9 protein-coding genes are annotated in these 22,182 nt (G+C 59.4%); 4 read left to right on the top strand and 5 right to left on the bottom strand.

The annotated features are described in order from the left end of the window. Positions 1-26 precede the first annotated feature (26 nt). Positions 27-8,207 carry an RHS repeat domain-containing protein gene (locus N6G83_RS05945; RefSeq protein WP_260523928.1) on the bottom strand — a complete coding sequence of 2,727 codons (8,181 nt, stop codon included), beginning with the start codon at positions 8,205-8,207 and terminating at the stop codon, positions 27-29. A gap of 121 nt (positions 8,208-8,328) precedes the next feature. Continuing rightward, positions 8,329-8,610 carry a hypothetical protein gene (locus tag N6G83_RS05940; RefSeq protein ID WP_238969334.1) on the bottom strand — a complete coding sequence of 94 codons (282 nt, stop codon included), beginning with the start codon at positions 8,608-8,610 and terminating at the stop codon, positions 8,329-8,331. A gap of 484 nt (positions 8,611-9,094) precedes the next feature. Here N6G83_RS05940 and adhP point away from each other — a divergent pair, with 484 nt between their 5' ends. Then, positions 9,095-10,111 (top strand): alcohol dehydrogenase AdhP, encoded by a 1,017-nt coding sequence (gene adhP / locus N6G83_RS05935; RefSeq protein WP_004928541.1) that lies wholly within the window; start codon positions 9,095-9,097, stop codon positions 10,109-10,111. 52 nt (positions 10,112-10,163) lie between these two features. Here the strand turns inward: adhP and N6G83_RS05930 are convergent, their stop codons facing one another. Then, the gene (locus N6G83_RS05930) at positions 10,164-11,684 is read right to left on the bottom strand and encodes an aldehyde dehydrogenase family protein (RefSeq protein ID WP_025302811.1); all 1,521 of its coding nucleotides are present in this window, start codon (positions 11,682-11,684) and stop codon (positions 10,164-10,166) included. Positions 11,685-11,960: 276 nt separating this feature from the next. On the opposite strand from N6G83_RS05930, the gene N6G83_RS05925 reads away from it, so the two are divergent. Then, the gene (locus tag N6G83_RS05925; RefSeq protein ID WP_260514883.1) at positions 11,961-13,739 is read left to right on the top strand and encodes a sigma-54-dependent Fis family transcriptional regulator; all 1,779 of its coding nucleotides are present in this window, start codon (positions 11,961-11,963) and stop codon (positions 13,737-13,739) included. Between the two features lie 55 nt (positions 13,740-13,794). Here the strand turns inward: N6G83_RS05925 and N6G83_RS05920 are convergent, their stop codons facing one another. Continuing rightward, on the bottom strand, positions 13,795-14,712 hold the full coding sequence (locus N6G83_RS05920) for an ABC transporter substrate-binding protein (protein WP_260514882.1): 918 nt from the start codon (positions 14,710-14,712) through the stop codon (positions 13,795-13,797). A gap of 149 nt (positions 14,713-14,861) precedes the next feature. On the opposite strand from N6G83_RS05920, the gene N6G83_RS05915 reads away from it, so the two are divergent. Next, complete coding sequence (locus tag N6G83_RS05915) at positions 14,862-16,058, top strand: MFS transporter (RefSeq protein ID WP_049204017.1); 1,197 nt, start codon at positions 14,862-14,864, stop codon at positions 16,056-16,058. On the opposite strand, the gene N6G83_RS05910 is transcribed toward N6G83_RS05915, so the two are convergent. Then, on the bottom strand, positions 16,055-18,148 hold the full coding sequence (locus N6G83_RS05910; RefSeq protein ID WP_049207651.1) for a putative bifunctional diguanylate cyclase/phosphodiesterase: 2,094 nt from the start codon (positions 18,146-18,148) through the stop codon (positions 16,055-16,057). The two genes, N6G83_RS05915 and N6G83_RS05910, sit on opposite strands and share 4 nt — an antisense overlap. A 907-nt stretch (positions 18,149-19,055) precedes the next feature. Between N6G83_RS05910 and N6G83_RS05905 the strand changes: the two genes are divergently transcribed. Further along, entirely contained in the window at positions 19,056-22,091 is a 3,036-nt protein-coding gene (locus tag N6G83_RS05905; RefSeq protein WP_151428510.1) for an autotransporter domain-containing protein, read from the top strand. Positions 22,092-22,182 lie beyond the last annotated feature (91 nt).

The raw sequence follows: 22,182 nt of genomic DNA, 5'->3' as shown, positions 1-22,182 counted from the left end.
ACGCGCAGTCCCGCACCCTGCGTGGGTTATGCTTTGCCGTTGCTCCAGCCGGCGGGATCCAATACCAGCGCCGTTTGCAGCCCGATGCTGCCGGTCATCGCCGGGCTGTAGGCCTGTTGTCCATAGAAGGCCGTCGGCGGGGTTCCTGTCGCCGTGCCACCGCCGCTCGGCAGCAGCGGCGAGACGGTCTGCTTGGCCACCGCACCGCCGAGACTGCTGAAAGTTGGCAGGCTGAATTTCCCCAGGACGAAACTTTGCATTCCCCCGACCAGTGGCAGGTTGTAGTTGGGGATGCGGCTGACGAAGGCTGGCAACGGCACGATGCCCAGGCTACCGAAAGCGTTGTAGGCGTTGCTGACCTGGGTGAGCGAGGTCGGGCTGAAGGCCCAGCCGTTGCCGCCGGTCAGCTCGGCGAAACGCGCAGCCTGCTGGAAGGCGGCCGCACCGCCAACCCCTGCGGCGCCGCCACTGATCGCGCCGCCGACGGCACCGGTAACGGCGCCTTTCAGCAGCGACTGTTGCCAACTGCCGCTGTTGGCGACGCCAAAGGCGTCGTTGATGAAGAATTGGCTCACTCCCTGAGCCGCACCTACTGCCGCGCCTACGGTGGCTCCGACCCCTGCGCCGGCCGCCAGGCCCGCCGCAATGCCGCCGGCGGTGGTGGAAGCTGCCGCCGCCGCTGCCGACCCTGCGGCAAAGGCGCCGACTCCGCCGGCGGCGGACAGAGCCCCGGCGAGGGCTCCTATCCCTGCGCCGGCGAATACATAACCGGCTAGCGCGCCGCCGCGCAATCCGGACTGATAGCCGCTGTACAGGGCGACCCCGCCGCCCAGCACGGCGCCGACGGCGGCCCCGATCAGCAAGATGATAATGATTGGGGCGATCTCACCGGAAGGGTCGGTCTGATTAACCGGGTTGTTGCCGCAGTAGACGTAAGGGCCGCCATACTGGAATCTAGGATCGCAGGAGTAAAAGCGCCCCAATTGCGGATCGTAGAAGCGCGCCCGATAGTTATAGAGTCCCAAATCTTCGTCCAACTCCTGGCCGGTGTAGCGATAGCGCAGTAACGAGGACGTGCCGACGCCAGTCGGCAACGATTGGCCGAAGGGCATGTAGTCGAGCAATACGTTGACCTGACCGTTTTCCGCCACTACGGCACGGATCGAACCTTGCTGATCCTTCAGCACGTACTGGGCCTCACCACCGTCGATGAGCAGCAGCAATCCGCCGACGCCATAGAGATATTGCGTCGTACGAGCGCCGAACTCCATCAGCGGCGCGTCGCTCAGGCCGTGTACGTAAGCGAGTTTGCTGCCGTCGGCGAACCGCTTTTGCACCCGCTGATTGATGCCGTTGTAGCACAGCGCAAGCTGGCGGCCATCATCCAGTGCGATCGTTAACGGAAGATTATTCAGTGGGTTGTAATCGATACGCTGAATACCGCGACTGGCGGAGAGCGTGACGTTACCGACGACGTCATACTCGTAACGCTGCGCGACCGCGTCATTGGCGAGCACGGCGGCGACTTTGCCGCTGTTCGGCTGATACTCGTAGCTGAAGAGGGTGTCTCCCTGTTGCAGCCGGAGGATGTTGCCGCCGGCGTCGAAGGTCAGCGGCGCGCCGACGCCGAGGCTGTAAGCGGAATTGACGCTGTGCTCGGCGACCGTCAATTGGCCGCGCGGATCGTAGCGATAGCGATAAGCGAAGCTGTTTTCGGGCCTGACCGCATTGTCGTGCACTACGCCGGCGATATTGCCGTTGAAGTAACCGGCGCCCTCGTAGCCGCCGTCGGTGTAGCTGAAGCGATGTTTCAACAGCGGTGCGCCGTCGGCATAGTGGTTGTTGATTTCATTCAACCAGCCGGGAGAGTTATAACTCATGGTGCGTCGCAGCGCCCGCCCCCCCTGTGAATTCAACTGCTCTTCAGCCAGGCTGCCGTCGGCATGGTAACGGTAGCGAACGAACTTCTCCGGATCGTCCGGCGTGCCGATGGCGGCGGTTTGTCCCATGTCGTTATAGCGATAGGCCACGCTGGCGAGCGGCGCGCCGGCGGGATAATCGATGCGGATGACGTTGCCGAGGTTGTCGTAGGCATAGCCCGTGATGTAATCGCCAGCGTCCGGCAGACGCAGTTGCGACAGGGTCGCATTGCCTCCCGTATCGTAGCCATAGCAGTTTTCGACGCAGAGTCCGTCAGCGGCGCGACGGTACATTTTCCACAGGCGGCCGCGCAGAGTCGGCTCGTCGCCTTCGCCGTCATAGACGTTTTGCGTTTGCCAGTCATCATGGTGCGGGTAGTGCGGATCGTTATCGGCGATCGCCTGCAGCGCCGAACCGTCACCCCAGGCTTGCGCCACTTCGCCATCCTCGCTCAGGCGCCCCAGAACGTCATATTTTTTATACAACACGCGGTCTTTCGCGCGGCTCAGCGGCGTTGAGCTGAAACGCAGACGTCCGGCAGGATCGTAGATATACGTCGTTTCTCCGGCATCCGGCGTGACGCGTGCAGCGAGCTGACACAGGAAGTTGTAGCGATTGTGGCTGATGAAGGCGTCATCCGCCGGGGAAGACGACGGGTGGCGAACCTGCACGATATTGCCCGCCGCGTCGAAGATCTGTTGGACAGCGTCGCGAACAACGCCGCCGGCCTCGGTCTGCTTGCTCAGCGTCTGGCCACGGCGATCGTTGAGTGACAGCACGCCGGTGCCATCGGCATCGTACAGGGCGCTCACCCGCAATTCTCCAGGGCGACAGGCGATACCTGCCACCTGCGTGTGATCGGTGACGGCGTAAATGAACCGTGTAATATGCGGGTTGTCGCCGGTAATGGCGAAGATTTTGCCTGGCATGCCTTTGGCCACCGGGCGTTTCAGCGAGGAAGCCTCATAACGGGTGCCGCTATAGGGGTAACCTTCGTCCTGCGGGTAATAATCACTCACTTCACCGGTCATCACGCCGTTTGCGGCGTCCAGTGTGCGGACAAAGGCCGCCCGGTAGCCGAACAACGTGCGTTCAAAGGCGGCGATCTTGGTTTCGGCAACCGTATTGCCCAGCGCGTCGTACAGCGTTTCACGCACCAGGCATCGTCCTTCGTTCAGCACCTGATGCTGCGTTTCCTGCCGGTTGGCGTTTTTATACGTGATGGCCAGCTGTGGCGAGCGGAAGGTAACCGCATTGGCAAAATAGATTTCCCCCTGTGCCTGCAGGCTGAATTCACCGTCGATCCTCGCATCGGTCTGAAGGGCGAAAACCTGACGACCGTCGGCATATAACAGAACGGCATCGTCGCCCGGTACCAGCAGCACCGAGGTGGGCAGGCAGCCGTTGGTCGCGTCGTCAGTGTAGGTGTTGCCCGCCAGCGTCAGCCGCCATCCCGCGATGGCGTCCCACTGGGCGCTCAGACTGTCGCCGATCGTCAGGCCGAAGGCGAGGTTCTGCGTCGCCGGCGACGAAAGGGTGAAGCCCACCGCGTAGCGGCCGGCGGTGGCCAACCAACGCAGGCAGTTGAACGTCGTACCGCAATGCAGTAGCCGGCCCTGGCTGAGACGCCAGGCGCTGTCGTCGTCGCGCCGCCAGCGCGTCCAGGTTTGTTCGCCCTGCGTGAAGGTTTCGTATTGCCCACCGTCGGCGGCCAGAATTTCGCAGCTGCTGGCGGGATCGTGCTGCGGGTAGCTGAATGGCAGCGTATCGTGCCAACTGCGTGGCGCATAGTTCACCACGCCTTTCTTGCTTTCGCCTTGTGGCCCGGTCTCAACGAACTTTTGCCGCAGCGGATCGTAGCCGCAGCGCTGGACATCGGCGTTGTTGCCCATAACGGCGATCTCATCCAGATACAGCGGATCGTAGCAGCGGGCCTCCATCTTGCTGGCCAACGGCGTGACGCTGACGGTGTTGAACAGCACATAGCCGACCGTTTTTTGGTTGTCGAAGGCGAGCGCGAGCGGACGCTCCGGATCGCCGCTATAGGGGATGACGCTTTGCCAGTAAACCCAAGCGCCTTCTGCCGTGGGGACGATCGGCGTGGTGTGCGGCGCGGCGTTGCCACTACGGCTGATCAAGTTTGCCGCACCGGGCGCCGCGTTGAAACCGGGCGAGGTTTTGATCCAGGCGGAGACAACGACCGGCTGCGTTTGCCGCAGCGGCGCCGTTCGGGTCAGGGTCGCACCGACGCCGAGTTTGAGGCTGCGGCTGCCGACATAGGCGTCGTCGTCGACGATCGCCGTATCGCCGTCGAGCCGCCAGGGATCGGTGCTGTGTTGATAGGGTTCGAAACCGATGAAATCGCACTCATCCGCCGCGCCGCTGACGAACGCCGCCACCGGCAGGATCTGGTTGTTGTCCCACAGCGTGCTTTCGACCTGGCTTTCGCTGTTTTTCTGGGAGAGGATCGCACCATAGAATGTTCTGGCCAGTATTGTGCCTACCGGCAACCACGCGTCACCCGGATCGCTTGCCAGCGCCGGCGGGCTGGGGGGCTGGGCGCCAATCGCGGCTTGCAGCACATAGGCTTGCGTGGCGGCCCACACTGTCGGCGCGGCTTCATCGGCAAGCGGCTGTTGCCGTTGCAGAGCGCCGTAGCGTTGCAGACTGCCGGCGTAGATTGGCAGCGCCTCTCCCAGCGCCGCGCTCCCCGCTGCGTCGAATTGGCTGAAGGGCGCGTCGATCGCATTTTTCAGTAAGAACCAGGGATAGGCTTCGAACGCATAGCCGTAGAGTTTGGCAACGCCCTGCGTTTCTCCGGTGGCGGTCACATTGTCAAAGCGCTCGCGGATCAATTTGCCGAAGCGTGAGTCATAGCGATAATCGGTACGTATCGCCAGGCCATCATTAAGGCTGTTGTCGGCGATACAGCGCGTATAACCGCCGAACAGCGGTCGCTCGACGCCGTCGATCGCTACGGAGGTGAAGGCCATCAGGTTTTTTTGTTCGTGAACCAACAGATTGCCGTCGGCGTCAAACACCTTTTGCTCGATCAATTGGCCGTCCAACAGCCCGGATGACGCTTGATCTGCAGCGCGAACTCGCTGGCCGACCTGCGGATCCTGGCGCGTCAGGCCATTGAAGTAATAGTTCTCGCGATAGCCGAAGCGCGGCGCGGACATGCTCTCGCTGCCGGGATAGCTGGCACTCTTGTAGTACTTGAAGACCGCGCCGGTAGGGTCGCAGGTCGCTGTCGCAATGTCGAACACGTAGCAGGTGGTGCTGACGGCGTAGCCGTCATCGATGCTGACCGTGTCGACGCAGTAATCCACCAGTGCGCCTTGCAGCGTGTTGTCGAGGTAGCGATTCAGCGTCAGGCTTTCCGCATTATCGAAGTCTTTGTTCAGCGGTAGATAGGTAACGAACGCGGACAGGCCGGCGGGATATTGGCCGTTGATATTGGGTTTGACCATGCCGGAGACGCCAATCTGCGTGAAATAACGTTGCGTGAGCGTGTCATCGCCGGCGAAGGCCTGATTGCGGAAGGTTTTCACGGTGGTGTTTTTGGCTGCCGTGCCGTCCAGGTTCAGATAAGAGATAAAGCGCGGTCCCTGATTGATCATGGTGGTGCTGTCTATCGCGTAGGGCACTTCGGCATATCCGGCTGCCGCGTCCAACCAATTACACCAGGAACCGCGGTGATAGACGCGGTTGCCCATGGTGGCGATATCCGCGCCTGCCGTCGGGAAGTAGTGTCTTTTTCTTTCCGAAGTCGGATCGTCACGGGTATAGAGATCGCGCGCCGCATCGTTCCAGGCGATGATTTGCCGGTTGGGATCGTAGGCTACCATGCGCGCCTGAGCCGCGAATTCGCGGTTGCTGACGGCGATTGCGTAATCGGCGCCGTAGGCGAACCAGTTGATGTCCTGATCGCTGCAGGTACTGCGTAACAGCAGGCTGTCGTTACGCAGCCAGTCTGCGCCGTTATAGCGCAGCAGATAGGGGCCGGACGCAATCATGGCGTTGTTGACGAATTTTGCCAGGAACGGAATGGTGAGGGTTTGCGACGGCGCGCTTTTCGGCAGGCGGCAGGGAAAGTCAGTGCTGGTCATGGCGCCGAATGCCGCGTCCCATCCGATGACCTTGACGGTGTAATCAACGCTGAGCGAAACCTCCTGCGTGATGTAGGTCAGCGCGATAAACGAGGCGCCGGCGGCAAAACCGAAACGGGTGGCCGACGCATCGCCGCCGAGGGTGAACACCAGCGGGAGTGAGGCGCCGTTTCGCCATTGTTCTTGGCTATCCTGATAATAAAGCGCCAGCCGATTACGGTGTTCGCCGCCGGTGAGGGGGGCATAATCCAGGACGGCGTAATAGCCGTTGGCCGCCGCGATGTAGGGGCGGGCGGTGGCGTTGAGATCGCCAGACCTATCGGCGATCGCCCACCGTTTGGTGAAGTTATCCCAGGTGTAGCGCAGCAGCGTCCGTTGATCCTTGTCGCAGACCACAAAAAAGTTGTCGCCGGCGGCCAGCTGCAGTTGGGTGGTGTTGGCGGCGATTGGCGCGCTGTCGAACCACTCGCCCCATTTGCGGTTATCCTTGTGATAGACATGCGCATAGGATTTGCCGCTCTGCGGGGTGGCATAGGTCAGGCAGGCGAAATCACCGGCAGTGACGACGTTGACACTGTTGATGTCGAAAGCGGCCTTGATCGTTTGCTGCTCGGGAGCCCAGCATTGCCAGCGCCCAAGCCAGGTGTAAAACGTGACGTGGATTTGGTCGCTCGACTCGTTAAGCCACAGGCAGACCGCGTAATCGCCGCCGAACCATACGCGCGGTTTGGCGCTGCGCGGCCAGGGACTGACGATCTGCCGCTGGCGATCGCACAGCGGCAGCGTTTGTTGCTTATACCGGTAGGCGATTTTCGCACCGTCCGGCGTGACGGCGCCACTGAGCGCGCCGGCATTGACCGTACCCGCCGGCCAGTAGCTGAACTGCATCTGCGGCAGCGCACAATTTTCCGCATAGCGCCGCTGGACGCCGGTGAGCGTGCGTTTGACGGTATCACCGTAAAGCGGATCGCTTTGCGGGTAACCGCTGAAATTACTCTGCGTGTCATAGCTCAGCTGCACCGCATAGAGCAATGTGCCCTGCGAGTTTTTGACGACGATGTTGTCCAGATAGCGCGTTTCGTAGCGATCCTGATAGGCTGAAGCGGCGTTGGCGGGGGCCTTGCTGTAGGGGGTATCCCAATGCGGAGACAGGTATTCCCGTGGGCCTGCGGGCGACTGCGTGTCGTACCGCTTCTCCTGATAGCCAAAATCGACGGTGCGATCGAACATGTCGGTGATGCGCGTCAGGTAGCAGGCTTTGGTAAAACTTAAGCCTCGTTCGCCAACCGGCTGTTCAACGGCCTCGTAACGGAAGGCGATCCGATCGCCCCACAGGCTTTCCACCTGCGCCAGATTCCAGATTGCCGCAAAGCGAGACTGCAAGGCATCGCCCTGGGGAGAGTGGGTCAAAGCGGATTGTCCCGACCAGTTGCCCCAGCGCACTTTCCATTGAATGCTCTGATCATCCTGCGCGTTGCCGCCGTAGAAGTAGCTGACCCCGTTGTCCTTGACCAGCTCCCAGCGTTCGAACTGCGGATAATACAGGACCTTGCTGAAATCATAGTGGAAGCACTCAAACGCTTCACCGCCGGAGAAGACGGCGAGTTCGGCGTCCTGGCGCAGCACGTTGAAGGTGCGCTGATAGACTGGGTCGATAATTTCCCATTGTCGATCGTCGAACCGCGTGACGACCTGAGCATGGCAACCCAACTGCAGGCCGGCGGCGATGAAAGCGGATTGGATTTCGGTGTCCACTTTGCCGCTATTGAGCGCGGTGGTGGCGGCGATTGGTAATTTCGCTCTCAGCCAATCGTTGGGCGCGCGAATTAATTCTGATGAGGCGTTGTTGGTATAAATTCGATAAAGGTTGTCACCGGGTGTTGCATTATCCCGGTGATCGACTTCAATGCGTTCGAAAGGCAATTGCCAGCCTAATCCCATAATTCCGGTTGGTGCGCTAACATTTGATTGATAAATTTCATTTTTGATGTTGCTGCCATAAAATGCAGTGACTTTGACGTCGAGTTGATTCCTTCCGGTTAACGCAACCAAATCAAGTGATAAATTCACATCGCCGCGAAACAGATTGACGCTGTCTTCGAATATGTTTTTTTCATTGCTTTCGAATTGGCTTGGCCGTACTGGCGGGATCTGACCGTTGGTTTTGTCACTCATTTTTAAATACCCTCATCGATAAAGCGCAGGGAAACAAAATGGCTTTCAATCGCCAGGGGCGATTGAAAGCCAGGCGATGCGCCTCTGCGCCCAAACGGCGGGCCAGCGGCCGCTCAACGTCTCAGGATTCGCATTCGGCGATCACCAGCACTCTTACCGTACCTGAGGTTTTATTGTTGGATTTGTCCTCCATAAAGCAGGTGGCGGACACCGTGACACTGCTGCCGCTGAGGCCGGCGATCGCGCTGGAGACGTCGATTGTTTTCAGGTGGTGGTCGGTGTTGCCGTAAGAAACGTTAAACCCCTGAACGGCGACGGAAGCATTAATCACCCGTGAACCAAAATCCAAACTTTGAGTGGAGCCGGAACTGACGCTAATAACTTTAAATTGTGTCGTCGACATATATAACCTCGAATTTTTAGACAGCTGTGGGTAGCGCCGCTAAAAATAGCGGCGATGAAAAATAGAAGGTGAAGAAAAGTCTTATCAGAGATAAACAGCATAGTTAAAACTAGGGGAGGTAATTGATTCTGTCAATGAAAGTATAAATAAAATTAAACCATTTCAAAATCATGATGATAAATAAAATAACTTTTTTATCAATGATATTAAGCGTGTTAATTATAATCTTATTCAGTCGTTATTGAACTAAGGGTATTTCTGTGACAGGTGATGTTACATTAATTAGAGAGCGTTGTTTTTATTGTGTTAAGTGAATGGCACTCATGCTTCTGCAATGCCGTGCAATTAATTCAATAAAAAAAATTTCTCTGCTATATTTTAAAGCTAACCGTTTAGCGGAAAAAGAGAATGTGAATTGTCGCCCTGGGTGACAGTAACGACCGTGATCAAGACCGTTTTTATAATCCGGCTGGAGGAATACAGCATGAAAGCTGCCGTAGTGACGAAAAACCATACCGTAGACATTCAGGATAAAGTGCTGCGCCCGCTGAAGCACGGCGAGGCGGCGTTAAAAATGGAGTGTTGCGGGGTGTGCCACACCGACTTGCACGTGAAAAACGGCGATTTCGGCGAGGTGCCGGGCATTACGTTGGGACATGAGGGTATCGGCGTGGTCTCCGCCGTCGGTGAGGGCGTTACCTCGTTAAAAGTGGGTGACCGCGCTAGCGTCGCCTGGTTTTACCAGGGTTGCGGCCATTGCGAATATTGCGTCAGCGGCAACGAAACCCTGTGCCGCTCGGTGAAAAATGCCGGCTACAGCGTTGACGGCGGCATGGCGGAAGAGTGCATCGTGGTGGCGGACTACGCGGTGAAAGTGCCGGACGGGCTCGATTCTTTCGCCGCCAGCAGTATCACCTGCGCCGGGGTCACCACCTACAAGGCGGTGAAAATTTCCGATATCAAGCCGGGGCAGTGGATCGCCATCTATGGCCTGGGCGGGCTGGGCAACCTGGCGTTGCAGTATGCCAAAAACGTGTTTAACGCCAAAGTGATTGCCATCGACGTCAACGACGGCCAGTTGGAGTTCGCCAAACAGATTGGCGCCGATCTGACCATCAACTCCAAAACGCAAAATGCGGAGGAGATCATTCAGCAGCAAACCGGCGGCGCTCACGCGGCGGTGGTGACGGCGGTGGCGAAAGCCGCCTTCAACTCGGCGGTCAATGCGGTGCGCGCCGGTGGTAAAGTGGTGGCCGTGGGGCTGCCGCCGGAGAGCATGGATCTGAGCATTCCGCGCCTGGTGCTGGACGGCATTCAGGTGGTGGGGTCGCTGGTCGGTACACGCGAAGATCTGAAAGAGGCGTTCCAGTTCGCTGCCGAAGGCAAAGTGACGCCGAAAGTGACCAAACGGCCATTGGGCGACATCAACGCCATCTTCGACGAGATGAAGGCGGGCACCATTCGCGGTCGCATGGTGATCGATCTCGGCATGGCGAAATAAGCATCGCTAAAAAAGGCCACCCGCGGGCGGCCTTCTTGTCGCTATGCCCGGCTCAGAACAGGCCCAGCGGTTTGGCGTCGTAGCTGACCAGCAGGTTTTTCACCTGTTGATAGTGCGACAACGCCGCCTTGTGGGTTTCGCGCCCGATACCGGAGTTCTTGTAGCCGCCGAACGCGGCGTGCGCCGGGTACAGGTGGTAACAGTTGGTCCACACGCGCCCGGCCTTGATCGCGCGTCCCATGCGGTAGGCGCGGTTGATGTCGCGGGTCCAGAGCCCGGCGCCCAGTCCGAACTCGGTGTCGTTGGCCAACGCTAGAGCTTCGGCCTCATCCTTGAAGGTGGTGACGCCAATCACCGGCCCGAAGATTTCCTCACGGAAGAAACGCATACTGTTGTTGCCGGTAATCAGCGTCGGCTGCAGGTAGAAACCGTTTTGCACTTCGTCGCCGCGCTGAGCGGGTTCGCCGCCCGCAACGATTTTGCCTCCCTCGTTTTTAGCGATGTCGATGTACGACAGGATCTTGTCATACTGCTGTTTTGACGCCTGGGCACCGATCATGGTCTCGGTGTCGAAGGGATCGCCCTGGCGGATGGTGGCGATGCGTGCCAGCACTTTCTCCATAAACTGCGGGTAGATGGATTCCTGGATCAACGCGCGTGAAGGGCAGGTGCACACCTCCCCCTGATTGAAGAAGCCCAGCACCAGCCCCTCAACCGCCTTGTCGATAAACGCCGGCTCCGCCTGCATGATGTCTTCAAAATAAATGTTCGGCGATTTGCCGCCCAGCTCGACGGTGCTGGGGATGATGTTCTCCGCCGCACAGGCGAGGATGTGGCGGCCGACCGGCGTGGAGCCGGTGAAGGCGATTTTTTCGATGCGTTTGCTGCGCGCCAGCGCTTCGCCGGCCTCGGCGCCGAAGCCTTGCACCACGTTGAGCACCCCCGGCGGCAGCAGATCGCCGATCTCTTCCATCAGCACGCTGATGCCGAGCGGCGTCTGTTCCGCCGGTTTCAGCACCACGCAGTTACCGCCCGCCAGCGCCGGCGCCAGTTTCCAGGCGGCCATCAGCAGCGGGAAGTTCCACGGTATGATCTGACCGACTACGCCCAGCGGTTCATAGATATGGTAGGCCACGGTATTTTGGTCGATCTCCGCCGCAGTGCCTTCCTGCGCGCGCAGGCAGCCGGCGAAGTAGCGGAAATGGTCGACCGCCAGCGGCAAATCGGCATTCAGGGTTTCGCGGATCGGTTTGCCGTTGTCCCAGGTTTCGGTCAGCGCCAGCATCTCCAGCCGCGACTCGATGCGATCGGCGATCGCCAGCAGCACGTTGGCGCGTTCTTGCACGCTGGTTTTGCCCCAGGCGTCCGCCGCCGCATGCGCCGCGTCGAGCGCCAGTTCGATGTCTTTGGCGTCGGAACGTGGGAATTCGGCGATCGGCTGGCCGGTCACCGGCGAGGTGTTGGTGAAGTAGTTGCCGGATACCGGTTCGACGAATTTACCGCCAATGTAGTTGCCATAGCGTTTGCGGAACGAAACCAGCGAGCCAGGCAAACCGGGGTGGACATATTTCATGTGAAGCACCTCTCTGCAGATGATAACCGGCGCTATTGGGCTGCGCCTGTGAGTGCGGCATGTCGCCGCAGCACGGAGAAGCACGGCCCGTGCCAGATTGATGAATGGCGAAGATGATCGTTAAAAGATCTCATTTATTAACGCGTTAAAAATTGATATGACGTGACGAATCATGCGGTACCGCCGCCGGCGCTGGGTTTTTGTGTTCCGTGTCGCAACGCCTGATACACATATGTGATACATATTTGCAACACTCGTAAACGGGGGGAGAAACGCATGTTGCCTGATGACCGCTTGCCCACCGAGGGCGCCAGTTTGTTGACCCGCCCGCTGGCGGAATCCTGGCAGCGCAGCCGGGGCTACGGCCTGACGCGCGCCGATCAACATATCCCTTTTATCAAAGCCGGATTACTCGAAGAGCTACGCAGCCGCAATGACTGGGTGCCGCAACGGGTACAGCCGCTGATCGAGCAGCTGGGCGCGCAAATTACGCGCCAGCCCGCCATCGTGGTGATCGCCGACGCCGACGGACTGGTGCTGGAAACCCGCGGCAATACCGACTTTCTGCACAAGGCGTCGCGCTTTGCGCTGGCGCCGGGCAACCAGTGGGGCGAAGCGGATCGGGGTACCAATGCCATCGGCACCGCGCTGGCACTCGGCGCGTTCTGCGAGGTCCGCGGCGACCAGCATTTCCTCAACCAAAATGCCGGATTGAACTGCACCGCCGCACCGATCTATCGGCCGGATGGCCGCATTGCCGGCATACTGGATCTCTCCGTCCCCGCGCAGCGCCCGTACCGCGATGCACAGCGCCTGATCATGCAGGCGGTGCGGCATATCGAACACCGCTGGGTCAGAAGCGCGATCGCCGACCGTCACTGGACGCTGCGCCTGCACGCCAACGCCGGGAGCTTGGGCAGCGCGCAGGAGCTGCTGCTGGTGTTTCACGACGAAGTGCTGGTCGCCGCCAATCGGCTGGCGATGCTGGAGTTCCGGCTTTCACCGGCCGCATTAGGCTCGGTTGAGTTTGCCCAGCTGTTTCCCGACCTGCTGCGACAGCCCTCCGGCGCACCGCACCAGACGCTGGCCGGCAATCAACGGCATTATTATTCGCTGCTCGAGGCGCCGCAGCGCCGCGTTAGCGCCCTGCGTTCGGTTCCGCCGCCGGCGGAACGGCATGACGAACAGCATCAGAAGGCGCTACGCATTCTCAACGCCGGCCTTTCGCTGTGCGTGACCGGCGAAACCGGCTGCGGTAAAGAGCATTTCAGCCGACGCTTGTTTCAACAGAGCCGCTGGCGCAACGGCAACTTCGTGGCGATCAACTGCGCGGCGCTGCCTGAGCCGCTGATCGAATCCGAACTGTTCGGCTATGCGCCGGGGGCGTTTACCGGCGCCAACCCGAAAGGGTATATCGGCAAGATCCGCGAGGCGGACGGCGGCGTGCTGTTCCTCGATGAAATCGGCGACATGCCGGCGGGCCTGCAAACGCGCCTGCTGCGGGTGTTACAGGAAAAAACGGTCACGCCGCTCGGTAGCCGCAGCGCTTATCCGGTCGATTTCGCGCTGGTCTGCGCCACGCACCACGATCTGCATCGGCAGGTAGAGGCCGGGGCGTTTCGTGAGGATTTGCTGTACCGCATACAGGAATACAGCCTGTGCATCCCGCCGCTCAGAGAGCGGGCGCAGCTGGAGACCTTCATTTTGCAGTTGTGGCGAGAGCTGGGCGGCGATCGGCGTGACATTCGCCTGTTGCCGGAGGCGCTGGCGATGCTGGCGCGCTATCCATGGCCCGGCAACGTGCGGCAGCTGTTGAGTACGCTCAAGGTGCTGCTGGCATTGGCGGACGATCATGCGGTGCTCACCCTGGACGATCTGCCTCAGTCCATCGCGGTGCTGGCGCCGCGCCAGGAGAACGCCGATACCGGCCAGGCGGATCTGCAGACGGCGATCGACAGGGCGGGCGGCAATCTCAGCCGGGCGGCGAAGGCGCTGGGCGTTTCGCGCAGCACGCTGTACCGCAAGTTGGGGAGGCAGAAAGCGGTGGCGGAATGAAACGTCATGATTGCTCATCAATAACCGGCCCCTCGATGCGGGGCCGGTTCATGCTCTAGTCCCCCAGCCCCGGCGGGTTAATCTCCGAATGGGCAATCTTCTCGTCGCTTTCCGCCCAGCGATCCAGCACCTGCAGATAGCTGCCGTTGGCGATGGCGCTGTTGAGCGAAGCCTGCACCGCGTCCACCAGACCGTTGCCTTTCTTCAGTGTGACGGCGATGTTGGCGGTCTTCGGCCAGCCGCCGGGCACAATGCCCACCAGCCGGGTTTTGCCGGCCAGCCGCGCCTGATAAGCGCCGGAGACGTTGGGCCCGAAGGTGGCGTCGGCGCGGCCAGACTGAATGGCCAACGTGGAGGCGGCCTTATCGGTGACGTACACCGGCTGCAGCGGCGCTAATCCCTTGGCGCGGTTCTCCTTGTCCCAGGCCAGCAGCACCGCTTCCTGATTGGTGCCGGAATCGACGATGATTTTTTTACCGGCGATATCCGGCGCCGTTTTGATCTGGGTGATTTTACTGTCGGACTTGACGTAGAAGCCCAGCGTATCCTGCCGATAGGTGGCGAAATCGAATTTGGTCTTGCGTTCGTTGGTTACGGTGATGTTGTAAACCGCGGCGTCATATTTGCCGGAGGCCACCCCCAGCGGCCAGTCTTCCCACGACGTGGGCACCAGTTTGAGTTTCAACCCCAAGCCGTCGGCCACCAGGCGTGCGATGTCCGCCTCGCTGCCGATCACCGTTTTATTGTCTCGGGCGTACAGGCCGAACGGCGGGCCGCTGCCCAGCAGGGAAATGGCCACCGTCAGCGTGCCGGGTTCCACGAACCGGAAGCCGGCGGGGATTTTGGCCACGGCTTCGGCGCTCTTCACCGTGTGGATCGGCGTTTCGTTAGCGACGAGATCCACGCCCGGTGCGGCGGCGGCGGAAAAACTCAGCAGCGCCGCAATCACTATCATCTTTTTGCTATATATCATTATGTTAATTACCTTCATTATTATGGGTGTCACACGGTCGTTGCACTATCTCTAAAGGCTGCAGATCTGTGAACGAACAAAATCAACTAACCAATCTTGGAAAAATCATGAGGCGCCTCTGGCGGCGCTGAATCGATCGAGGATGAAGCATGTCGTCGCGTTTCGCTACGTTGGGCCGCATACCGCGCGGCGTGTGGGTATTGGGTGGCGTGAGCCTGCTGATGGACGTTTCCTCGGAAATGATCCATAGCCTGCTGCCGCTGTTTATGGCGACGACGCTCGGTGCCAGCGTGATCGTCATCGGGCTGATCGAAGGGCTCGCGGAGGCGACGGCATTGATCGTCAAGGTGTTCTCCGGCGTGCTCAGCGATTACCTCGGTAAACGTAAAGGGCTGGCGCTGCTGGGCTACGGGCTGGGCGCCATCAGCAAGCCGTTTTTCGCTATCGCATCGTCGTCCGGCATGGTGATGAGCGCGCGCCTGCTGGATCGCGTGGGCAAAGGCATCCGCGGGGCGCCGCGCGATGCCCTGGTGGCCGACGTGACGCCGCCGGAAATTCGCGGCGCGGCCTTCGGGCTGCGGCAGTCGCTGGATACCGTCGGCGCCTTTTTAGGGCCGCTGCTGGCCGTCGGCCTGATGCTGCTGTGGCACAACGATTTTCGCGCCATCTTTTGGGTGGCGACGGTCCCGGCGGCGCTGGCGATTGCGCTGCTGTTTTTCGGCCTGAAAGAGCCGACCGCCGCGATAACCCACAAGCGCACCAACCCGATCACCCGCGCCAACCTGCGGCTGCTGGGGCGCAGCTATTGGTGGGTGGTGAGCATCGGCGCGATCTTTACGCTGGCGCGCTTCAGCGAAGCGTTCCTGGTGTTGAAGGCGCAGCAGGGCGGCACGCCGCTGGCGCTGATCCCACTGGTGATGGTCGCCATGAATCTGGTCTACGCCTGCTCGGCCTATCCGTTCGGAAAACTGTCTGACCGCATGAGCCATGAAGGATTGCTGAAAGCCGGGTTGCTGGTGCTGATCGCCGCCGACCTGGTATTGGCGCTGAGCGATCATTGGGGCGGGGTGCTGTTTGGCGTAGCGCTGTGGGGGGTGCACATGGGCATGACCCAGGGGCTATTGGCGGCGATGGTGGCGCATACCGCGCCGGCTCATCTGCGCGGCACCGCGTTTGGCATGTTCAATCTGATCAGCGGCGTGGCGCTGCTGCTGGCGAGTCTTGGGGCTGGAACCTTGTGGGAGCTGTTCGGTTCCGCCTCCACCTTCTACGCCGGGGCACTCATCTGCGTAGTGACACTTATCGGTATGCAGCTGGCGCCGTTTGGCGCACGGCAGGGGGCTTAACGGCCCTCGACAGATTGCGGCACCGCTTGCAGCAGCTCGGGCACCCGCTGGGATTCCACCGCCCGGCTGAACAGAAAACCCTGGCCAATATGGAAACCGGCTTCGCACAGCGTTTGCCGCTGCTGCTCGGTTTCCACGCCCTCGGCGATGATATCGATCGACAGCTTCTGACCGAGGATACCGATGCTTTCCACGATCGCCAGGATCGCCGGTTCGGTGTTCATGCGTTGAACGAAATCGCAGTCCAGCTTAATGCAGTCCAGCGGGTAATCCATGATATGGCTGAATGAGGAATGGCCGGTGCCGAAGTCGTCCAGTGCGATGCGGATGCCCATCTCTTTGAGCATTTGCAGCGCGCGCAGCACGTACTTGGAGCCATGTTTGTTGAACGCGTGCTCGGTCACTTCCAGTTCGATCAGGTGGTGGGGAATATGGAATTTCAGCAGGCGCTGCAGGAAGGTTTCGGCGTAGTTGTCGCGTAAAAATTCGATCGGCGACACGTTCAGCGAGATAGGGCGTACCGCCACGCCGGCCGTGCGCCAGCGGGCGATATCGGCGAAGACCTTCAGCTGCATGGCTTCGCTGATCTTGGTCGCCAGCTCGTAGTCGTTGAAGGCTTCGCTGACCGTCGCCGGCAGCTGTATGCCGTTTTGCGGGCAATGCCAGCGCAGCAACGCTTCGAAGCCGACGATGCTGCCGTCGGAGAGGCTGACCTTCGGCTGGTAGCTGGGACGGATGCAGTTGTCGCGCACGATCTGGCGCGCGTAGTTGAGCTGGCTGGCGCGCGCGCGGGCCTTGTCCATCATCTTGCGATCGAACATATAGACGCCGCCGCGGCCGCCGTCTTTCAGCTCATACAGCGCGGTATCGGCGCATTTCATCAGTTCCGAAGCGTCGCGGGCATCTTTGGGGTAGATGGCGCCGCCGATGCTCATGCCGCAATGCAGCGTCTTGCCACCGTGGGTGATCGGCGTCTCCAGCTGCAGCAGAAACTTGTTGGCGATGCGGAAAATATCCTGCTCGTTTTCAACGTCGCTGATTACCACCGCGAATTCGTCCCCCCCGAGGCGGGAGACGAACGAATGCGTATTCATGCAGGCGCTGAGCCTTTTACCCAGAACCCGCAGCAGATGGTCGCCCGCCGCGTGGCCCAGCGTGTCGTTCACCAGCTTGAAGTGGTCAAGATCCAGCAGCATCAGCCCGAGGGACTTGTTGCCATGCAGGGCGCGCTTCATCTCTTGCTTCAGCTTTTTCTTGAATAAGCGCCGGTTGGGCAGGCCGGTCAATTCGTCATATTCGCTGGCGAGCAACAGACGCTGTTCCATCACGCGTTGCGACGTCACGTCGCGCGAGACGCACAAGATCTCGGCCACTGCGCCGTGTTCATCGCTGACGGGAGAGAGAATGTTGTCCCAATGCTGTTTTTTTCCTTGCGGCGTCACGCTTAATCCCGCGAAGCGCGCATTTTTACCGGCTCTGACGCTGTGCAGCGCCTTGCTGCCACGGCGGCGGACTTCGGGCGACAACAGCCCCAGCCAGGGCATGCCAAACTCTTTTTGCGCCGGATCCAGGCCGAGCGCCAGGCTGCCGGAGCGGTTCATGTGCCGCAGCGTGCCGTCGCGATTGATCACTTTGATGCAGTCGACGCTGGCGTCCAGCATGTCTTGCTGGATAGAGAGCGCCTGAACGTTTTGCTGACGTTGCAGCATTTGCGGGTGGATGTCGGTGGCGGTGAGGTACCAGCTGGGCTCCAGCGCCATGCCGTCCTGACGGGCGTTAAACGCCAACATAAACCAACGGTAGGCGCCGCTGCGATCGCGCAGGCGGGCCTCACCGGCGAATGAGGAGAGGGCAACGATCGCCTGGCGCCATTGTGTGGCCAGCCGCTCGCGATCGTCGGGGTGCAGGGTATCGAGCCAATCAGCGGCGCCGTGTTCACCGGCGATTGCGCCGGTATAGTCGCGCCACTGTTTATTGAAGTAGCCGCCAAGGCGGTTGCCGAAGCAAATCAGACCGGGCAAGTCGTCTACGATTTCGCTATAGAGATCAATCGGATTTTTGTTATTGGTCTGCTTGGGCAACAGGGTCATGCGGCATTTCCTCGGAAAATTACCCATATTCTCGCTCTCTAGCAGAGCCTCTTTCAATATAGTCTTGCCAATGAAATTGGGAATAGCCAGCGGGCGCGGCTAAAAATCAGCCCGCTAGCATGGAATACATCCAGCGTGAACGCATTAGGAATACTCCTGTTATTTATAAGCCCCCCTTATATTGCAACGAAAAATAAGTGATCGGACCACGATGGGGTTTTGCCATAAAAATTAATCAATCTGATGTTTCTATTTGATGAAATGTTCAGGTGTTTTTATGCTCTTCCACCGGTTGCTCTGCTGGCGCTATGCGTCTTCACTGACGAAAATCTCACTTATGGCGGCAATAACCGCCATTTTATGCACTCTTCAGCGGTTGTCGCAGCACCGTCGCCCGGCGTTTAGAGAAAAGTTATGATGCAAATCAAGAAATGTTTTGTTTCATCTGTTGACACTTTACTTACGTATAAGATAGCCTCGCGAATGATAATCATTAGCAAAACTGGATGGTGAGGCGAAATGCACCCACAGCCTGATCCTTACGCCCGCACCCGATGGTCGGGGCATTTCGGCGCAACGGCGCCGGCAAGCGTACATTCGCCTCCTCTCCAAACGTCTGCGCCATAGGCGCCCGGCGCGATGGCATCTCTTTGTCTGTCTGCGCCCATTTGCATCTCTCAGCCTGTCTGTTCGCGCGGCCCGCGTCGGGCCCGCATGTGTTATCCGTCGTTTCACGATCATAGGAGGTTTCAGCGCGGTTAAAACGTAAGTTTTCTTCTGGGTATAAATAAACATGGAGCGTAAAATGATACTTAATAAAAGATTGAAGTTAGCGTATTGCGTTTTTCTGGGTTGTTATGGCTTATCCATTCATTCTTCTCTTGCCGCTTATCAGGATCCCGGTCGATTGGGCGTGCCTGACAGTTGGAAAACCGCGGAGTTTAATCGCCAATGGGGGCTTAAGGCTATTTCCGCCGAATTCGCCTATGCCAGAGGCTATACCGGAAAAGGTATAACCATCGGCATTATCGATAACGCCATTCTTTCCCATTCTGAATTCGCCGGTAAACTGACACGCCTGGATAACGGCAGTTATAACTTCTCGTATGATAAACAAGATAATATGTCTTTCGGCGATCACGGCACGCACGTAGCCGGTATCGCGGCGGCTAAAAGAGATGGCGCAGGTATGCACGGCGTTGCTTTCGACGCGGATATTATCGGCACCAAATTGAATGATTACGGTAATCGCAACGGCCGTGAAGAGCTGATTCAGAGCGCAGCCCGCGTCATCAATAACAGCTGGGGGATCGCGCCAGATATACGGCGAGACGCCAAAGGCGATATCATCTGGTTGCCGAACGGTAGGCCGGACTACGTGGCATTTGTAAAAAACGAAGTGATCGCCGAGATGATGCGCAGCAAATCCAGCGTGGAATGGGGCAGCGAACACCCGGTGCCCACCGGCGGGCACAGCGCCATGTCGACGCTGCTGCGGGCGGCCAGGCACGGCAAGCTGATCGTCTTCTCGGCAGGAAATTACAACAACTACAATATCCCGGAAGCGCAAAAGTCACTGCCTTACGCTTTCCCGGACGTACTGAATAATTACCTGATTGTGACCAACCTGAGTGACGAAAATCAGTTAAGCGTTTCCTCGACCAGCTGCGGACAAACGGCCAGCTACTGCGTTTCCGCGCCGGGTTCTGATATTTACAGCACCGTTGGCCGGCTGGAATCCAATACCGGTGGCGCCGTGAATCGCGAAGCTTATAATAAGGGCGAGCTGTCGGTTAATCCCGGCTACGGCAATAAATCCGGCACCTCAATGGCGGCGCCGCACGTTACCGGCGTTGCCGCCGTATTGATGCAACGTTTCCCTTATATGAGCGCCGATCAAATATCCGCGGTAATTAAAACCACCGCCACCGATTTGGGTGTTGCCGGTATTGATAATCTGTTCGGCTGGGGACGTGTCAATTTACGCGATGCGATCAACGGCCCGAAAATGTTTATTACCCAAGAGGATATCCCGCAGGAATATTATGTACCGGGCTCCTACAGTGAAAAACAGTTCGTGGTGAATATCCCCGGCCTGGGAAATATCGTCGAACCCGGTACCTCTGTTGAGCGGCGCTGCACGTCGAGCGAATGCGACTTCGATTCGTGGAGTAACGACATCAGCGGGCACGGCGGCTTGACCAAAACGGGCGCCGGTACGCTGGCGTTGTTGGGTAATAACACCTATCGCGGTGATACCTGGGTGAAACAGGGCGTGTTGGCGATCAACGGTTCGGTGGCCTCCAACGTCTATATCGAAAATAGCGGCACGTTGTCCGGTGAGGGTACCGTAGGCGCCTTCAGAGCGGTTCGGGGCGGCAGCGTCGCGCCGGGTAACGGCATCGGCACGCTGCATGTGTTGCACGACGCCATTTTTGATCGCGGTTCGCAGTATAACGTGGAAGTGGCGGACAATGGCCGCAGCGATAAGATCGCCGCGCGGCGCGCTTTCCTCAACGGCGGCAGTGTGAATGTCAGCCTGGAGCGCAGCCAAAACCTGCTGTCGCAGAATGAGGCGCAGAGTCTGCTGGGCAACAAGTACACCATCCTGACCACGACGGACGGCGTTAACGGCCGGTTCGAAAACGCCAACCCATCGTATCCGTTTGTTAAAGTCGCGCTGGATTATCAGGGCAATGACGTCGGCCTTGGCATCACGCGCACCGACGCCAGCTTTGACAGCCTGGCCAGCACTGAGAACGAGAAAGCGGTAGCTCGTGCGGTGGAGACGCTCAACGCGACGGAACCAGTCACGGAAACGGTGAAGCGCAGCGTGGCTGCCCCTACCGCTGAGGCGCTAAGCGCACTGCAAGGTGATGAAGGCAAAGCGCAAGCCGCTACCGAAGATGCGGGCGTCGTAACCGGCCATCCGGTGTATGAAAGCTTCCTCGGCTTCACGTCGGCCAGAGAGCTGCAACAGGCGACCCGTCAACTGTCCGGCCAGATCCACGCGGATATGGCTTCCGCCCAGATTAACGAAAGCCGTTACCTGCGCGATGCCGCCACCGAGCGCTTGCGCCAGGCGGAAGGCCGCCGTATCGCTTCCGATATCAAGGCGGATGATAATGGGGCCTGGGCGAAACTGCTGGGCAACTGGGGGCATGCTTCCGGCAACGACAACGCCACCGGCTACCAGACCTCTACCTATGGCGTACTGTTAGGTCTGGACAGCGAACTGTTTGACGACGGCCGGCTTGGGGTGATGACCGGGTATACCCGCACTTCGCTGGATGGCGGTTATCAGTCAGATGCCCACAGCGACAACTACCATCTGGGGCTGTACGGCGACAAACGCTTCGGCGCGTTGGCCCTGCGAGCAGGCGGCACCTATACCTGGCATCGCATCGACACCTCGCGCTCGGTGAACTACGGCGCGCAGTCGGATCGCGAGAAGGCCAAGTATAACGCGCGTACCGGTCAGCTGTTCATCGAAAGCGGCTACGATTGGTCGAGCGATGCGGTCAACCTTGAGCCGTTCGCCAACCTGGCGTATACCCATTACCGTAACGAGGAGATCAACGAGCAAGGCGGGGCAGCGGCACTGCGCGGCGACAAACAAAGTCAGTCCGCCACCGCCTCGACGCTGGGTCTCCGCGCCGACACCGAGTGGCAAACCGACAGTGTGGCGATCGCGCTACGCGGCGAGCTGGGTTGGCAGCATCAATACGGCAAGCTGGAGCGCAAAACGCAGCTGATGTTCAAACGTACCGATGCGGCGTTCGACGTAAACAGCGTGCCGGTTTCCCGCGATGGGGCGATTCTGAAAGCGGGCGTCGATGTGTCGATTAACAAAAACGCCGTCCTGTCCCTTGGCTACGGCGGGCAGCTGTCGTCCAACCACCAGGATAACAGCGTCAACGCCGGTCTGACCTGGCGCTTCTGATCGCGGTTAGCGTGCTTCGCTTTATTCAGCCCTCATCGTGACGATGGGGGTTTTTTTCGCGGCCAGCCGGCCTTCTTTGGCATGAGGTGAT

It is taken from the genome of Serratia sp. PL7 (assembly GCF_945957435.1).
This window is presented reverse-complemented; position numbering and strand designations above follow the sequence as displayed.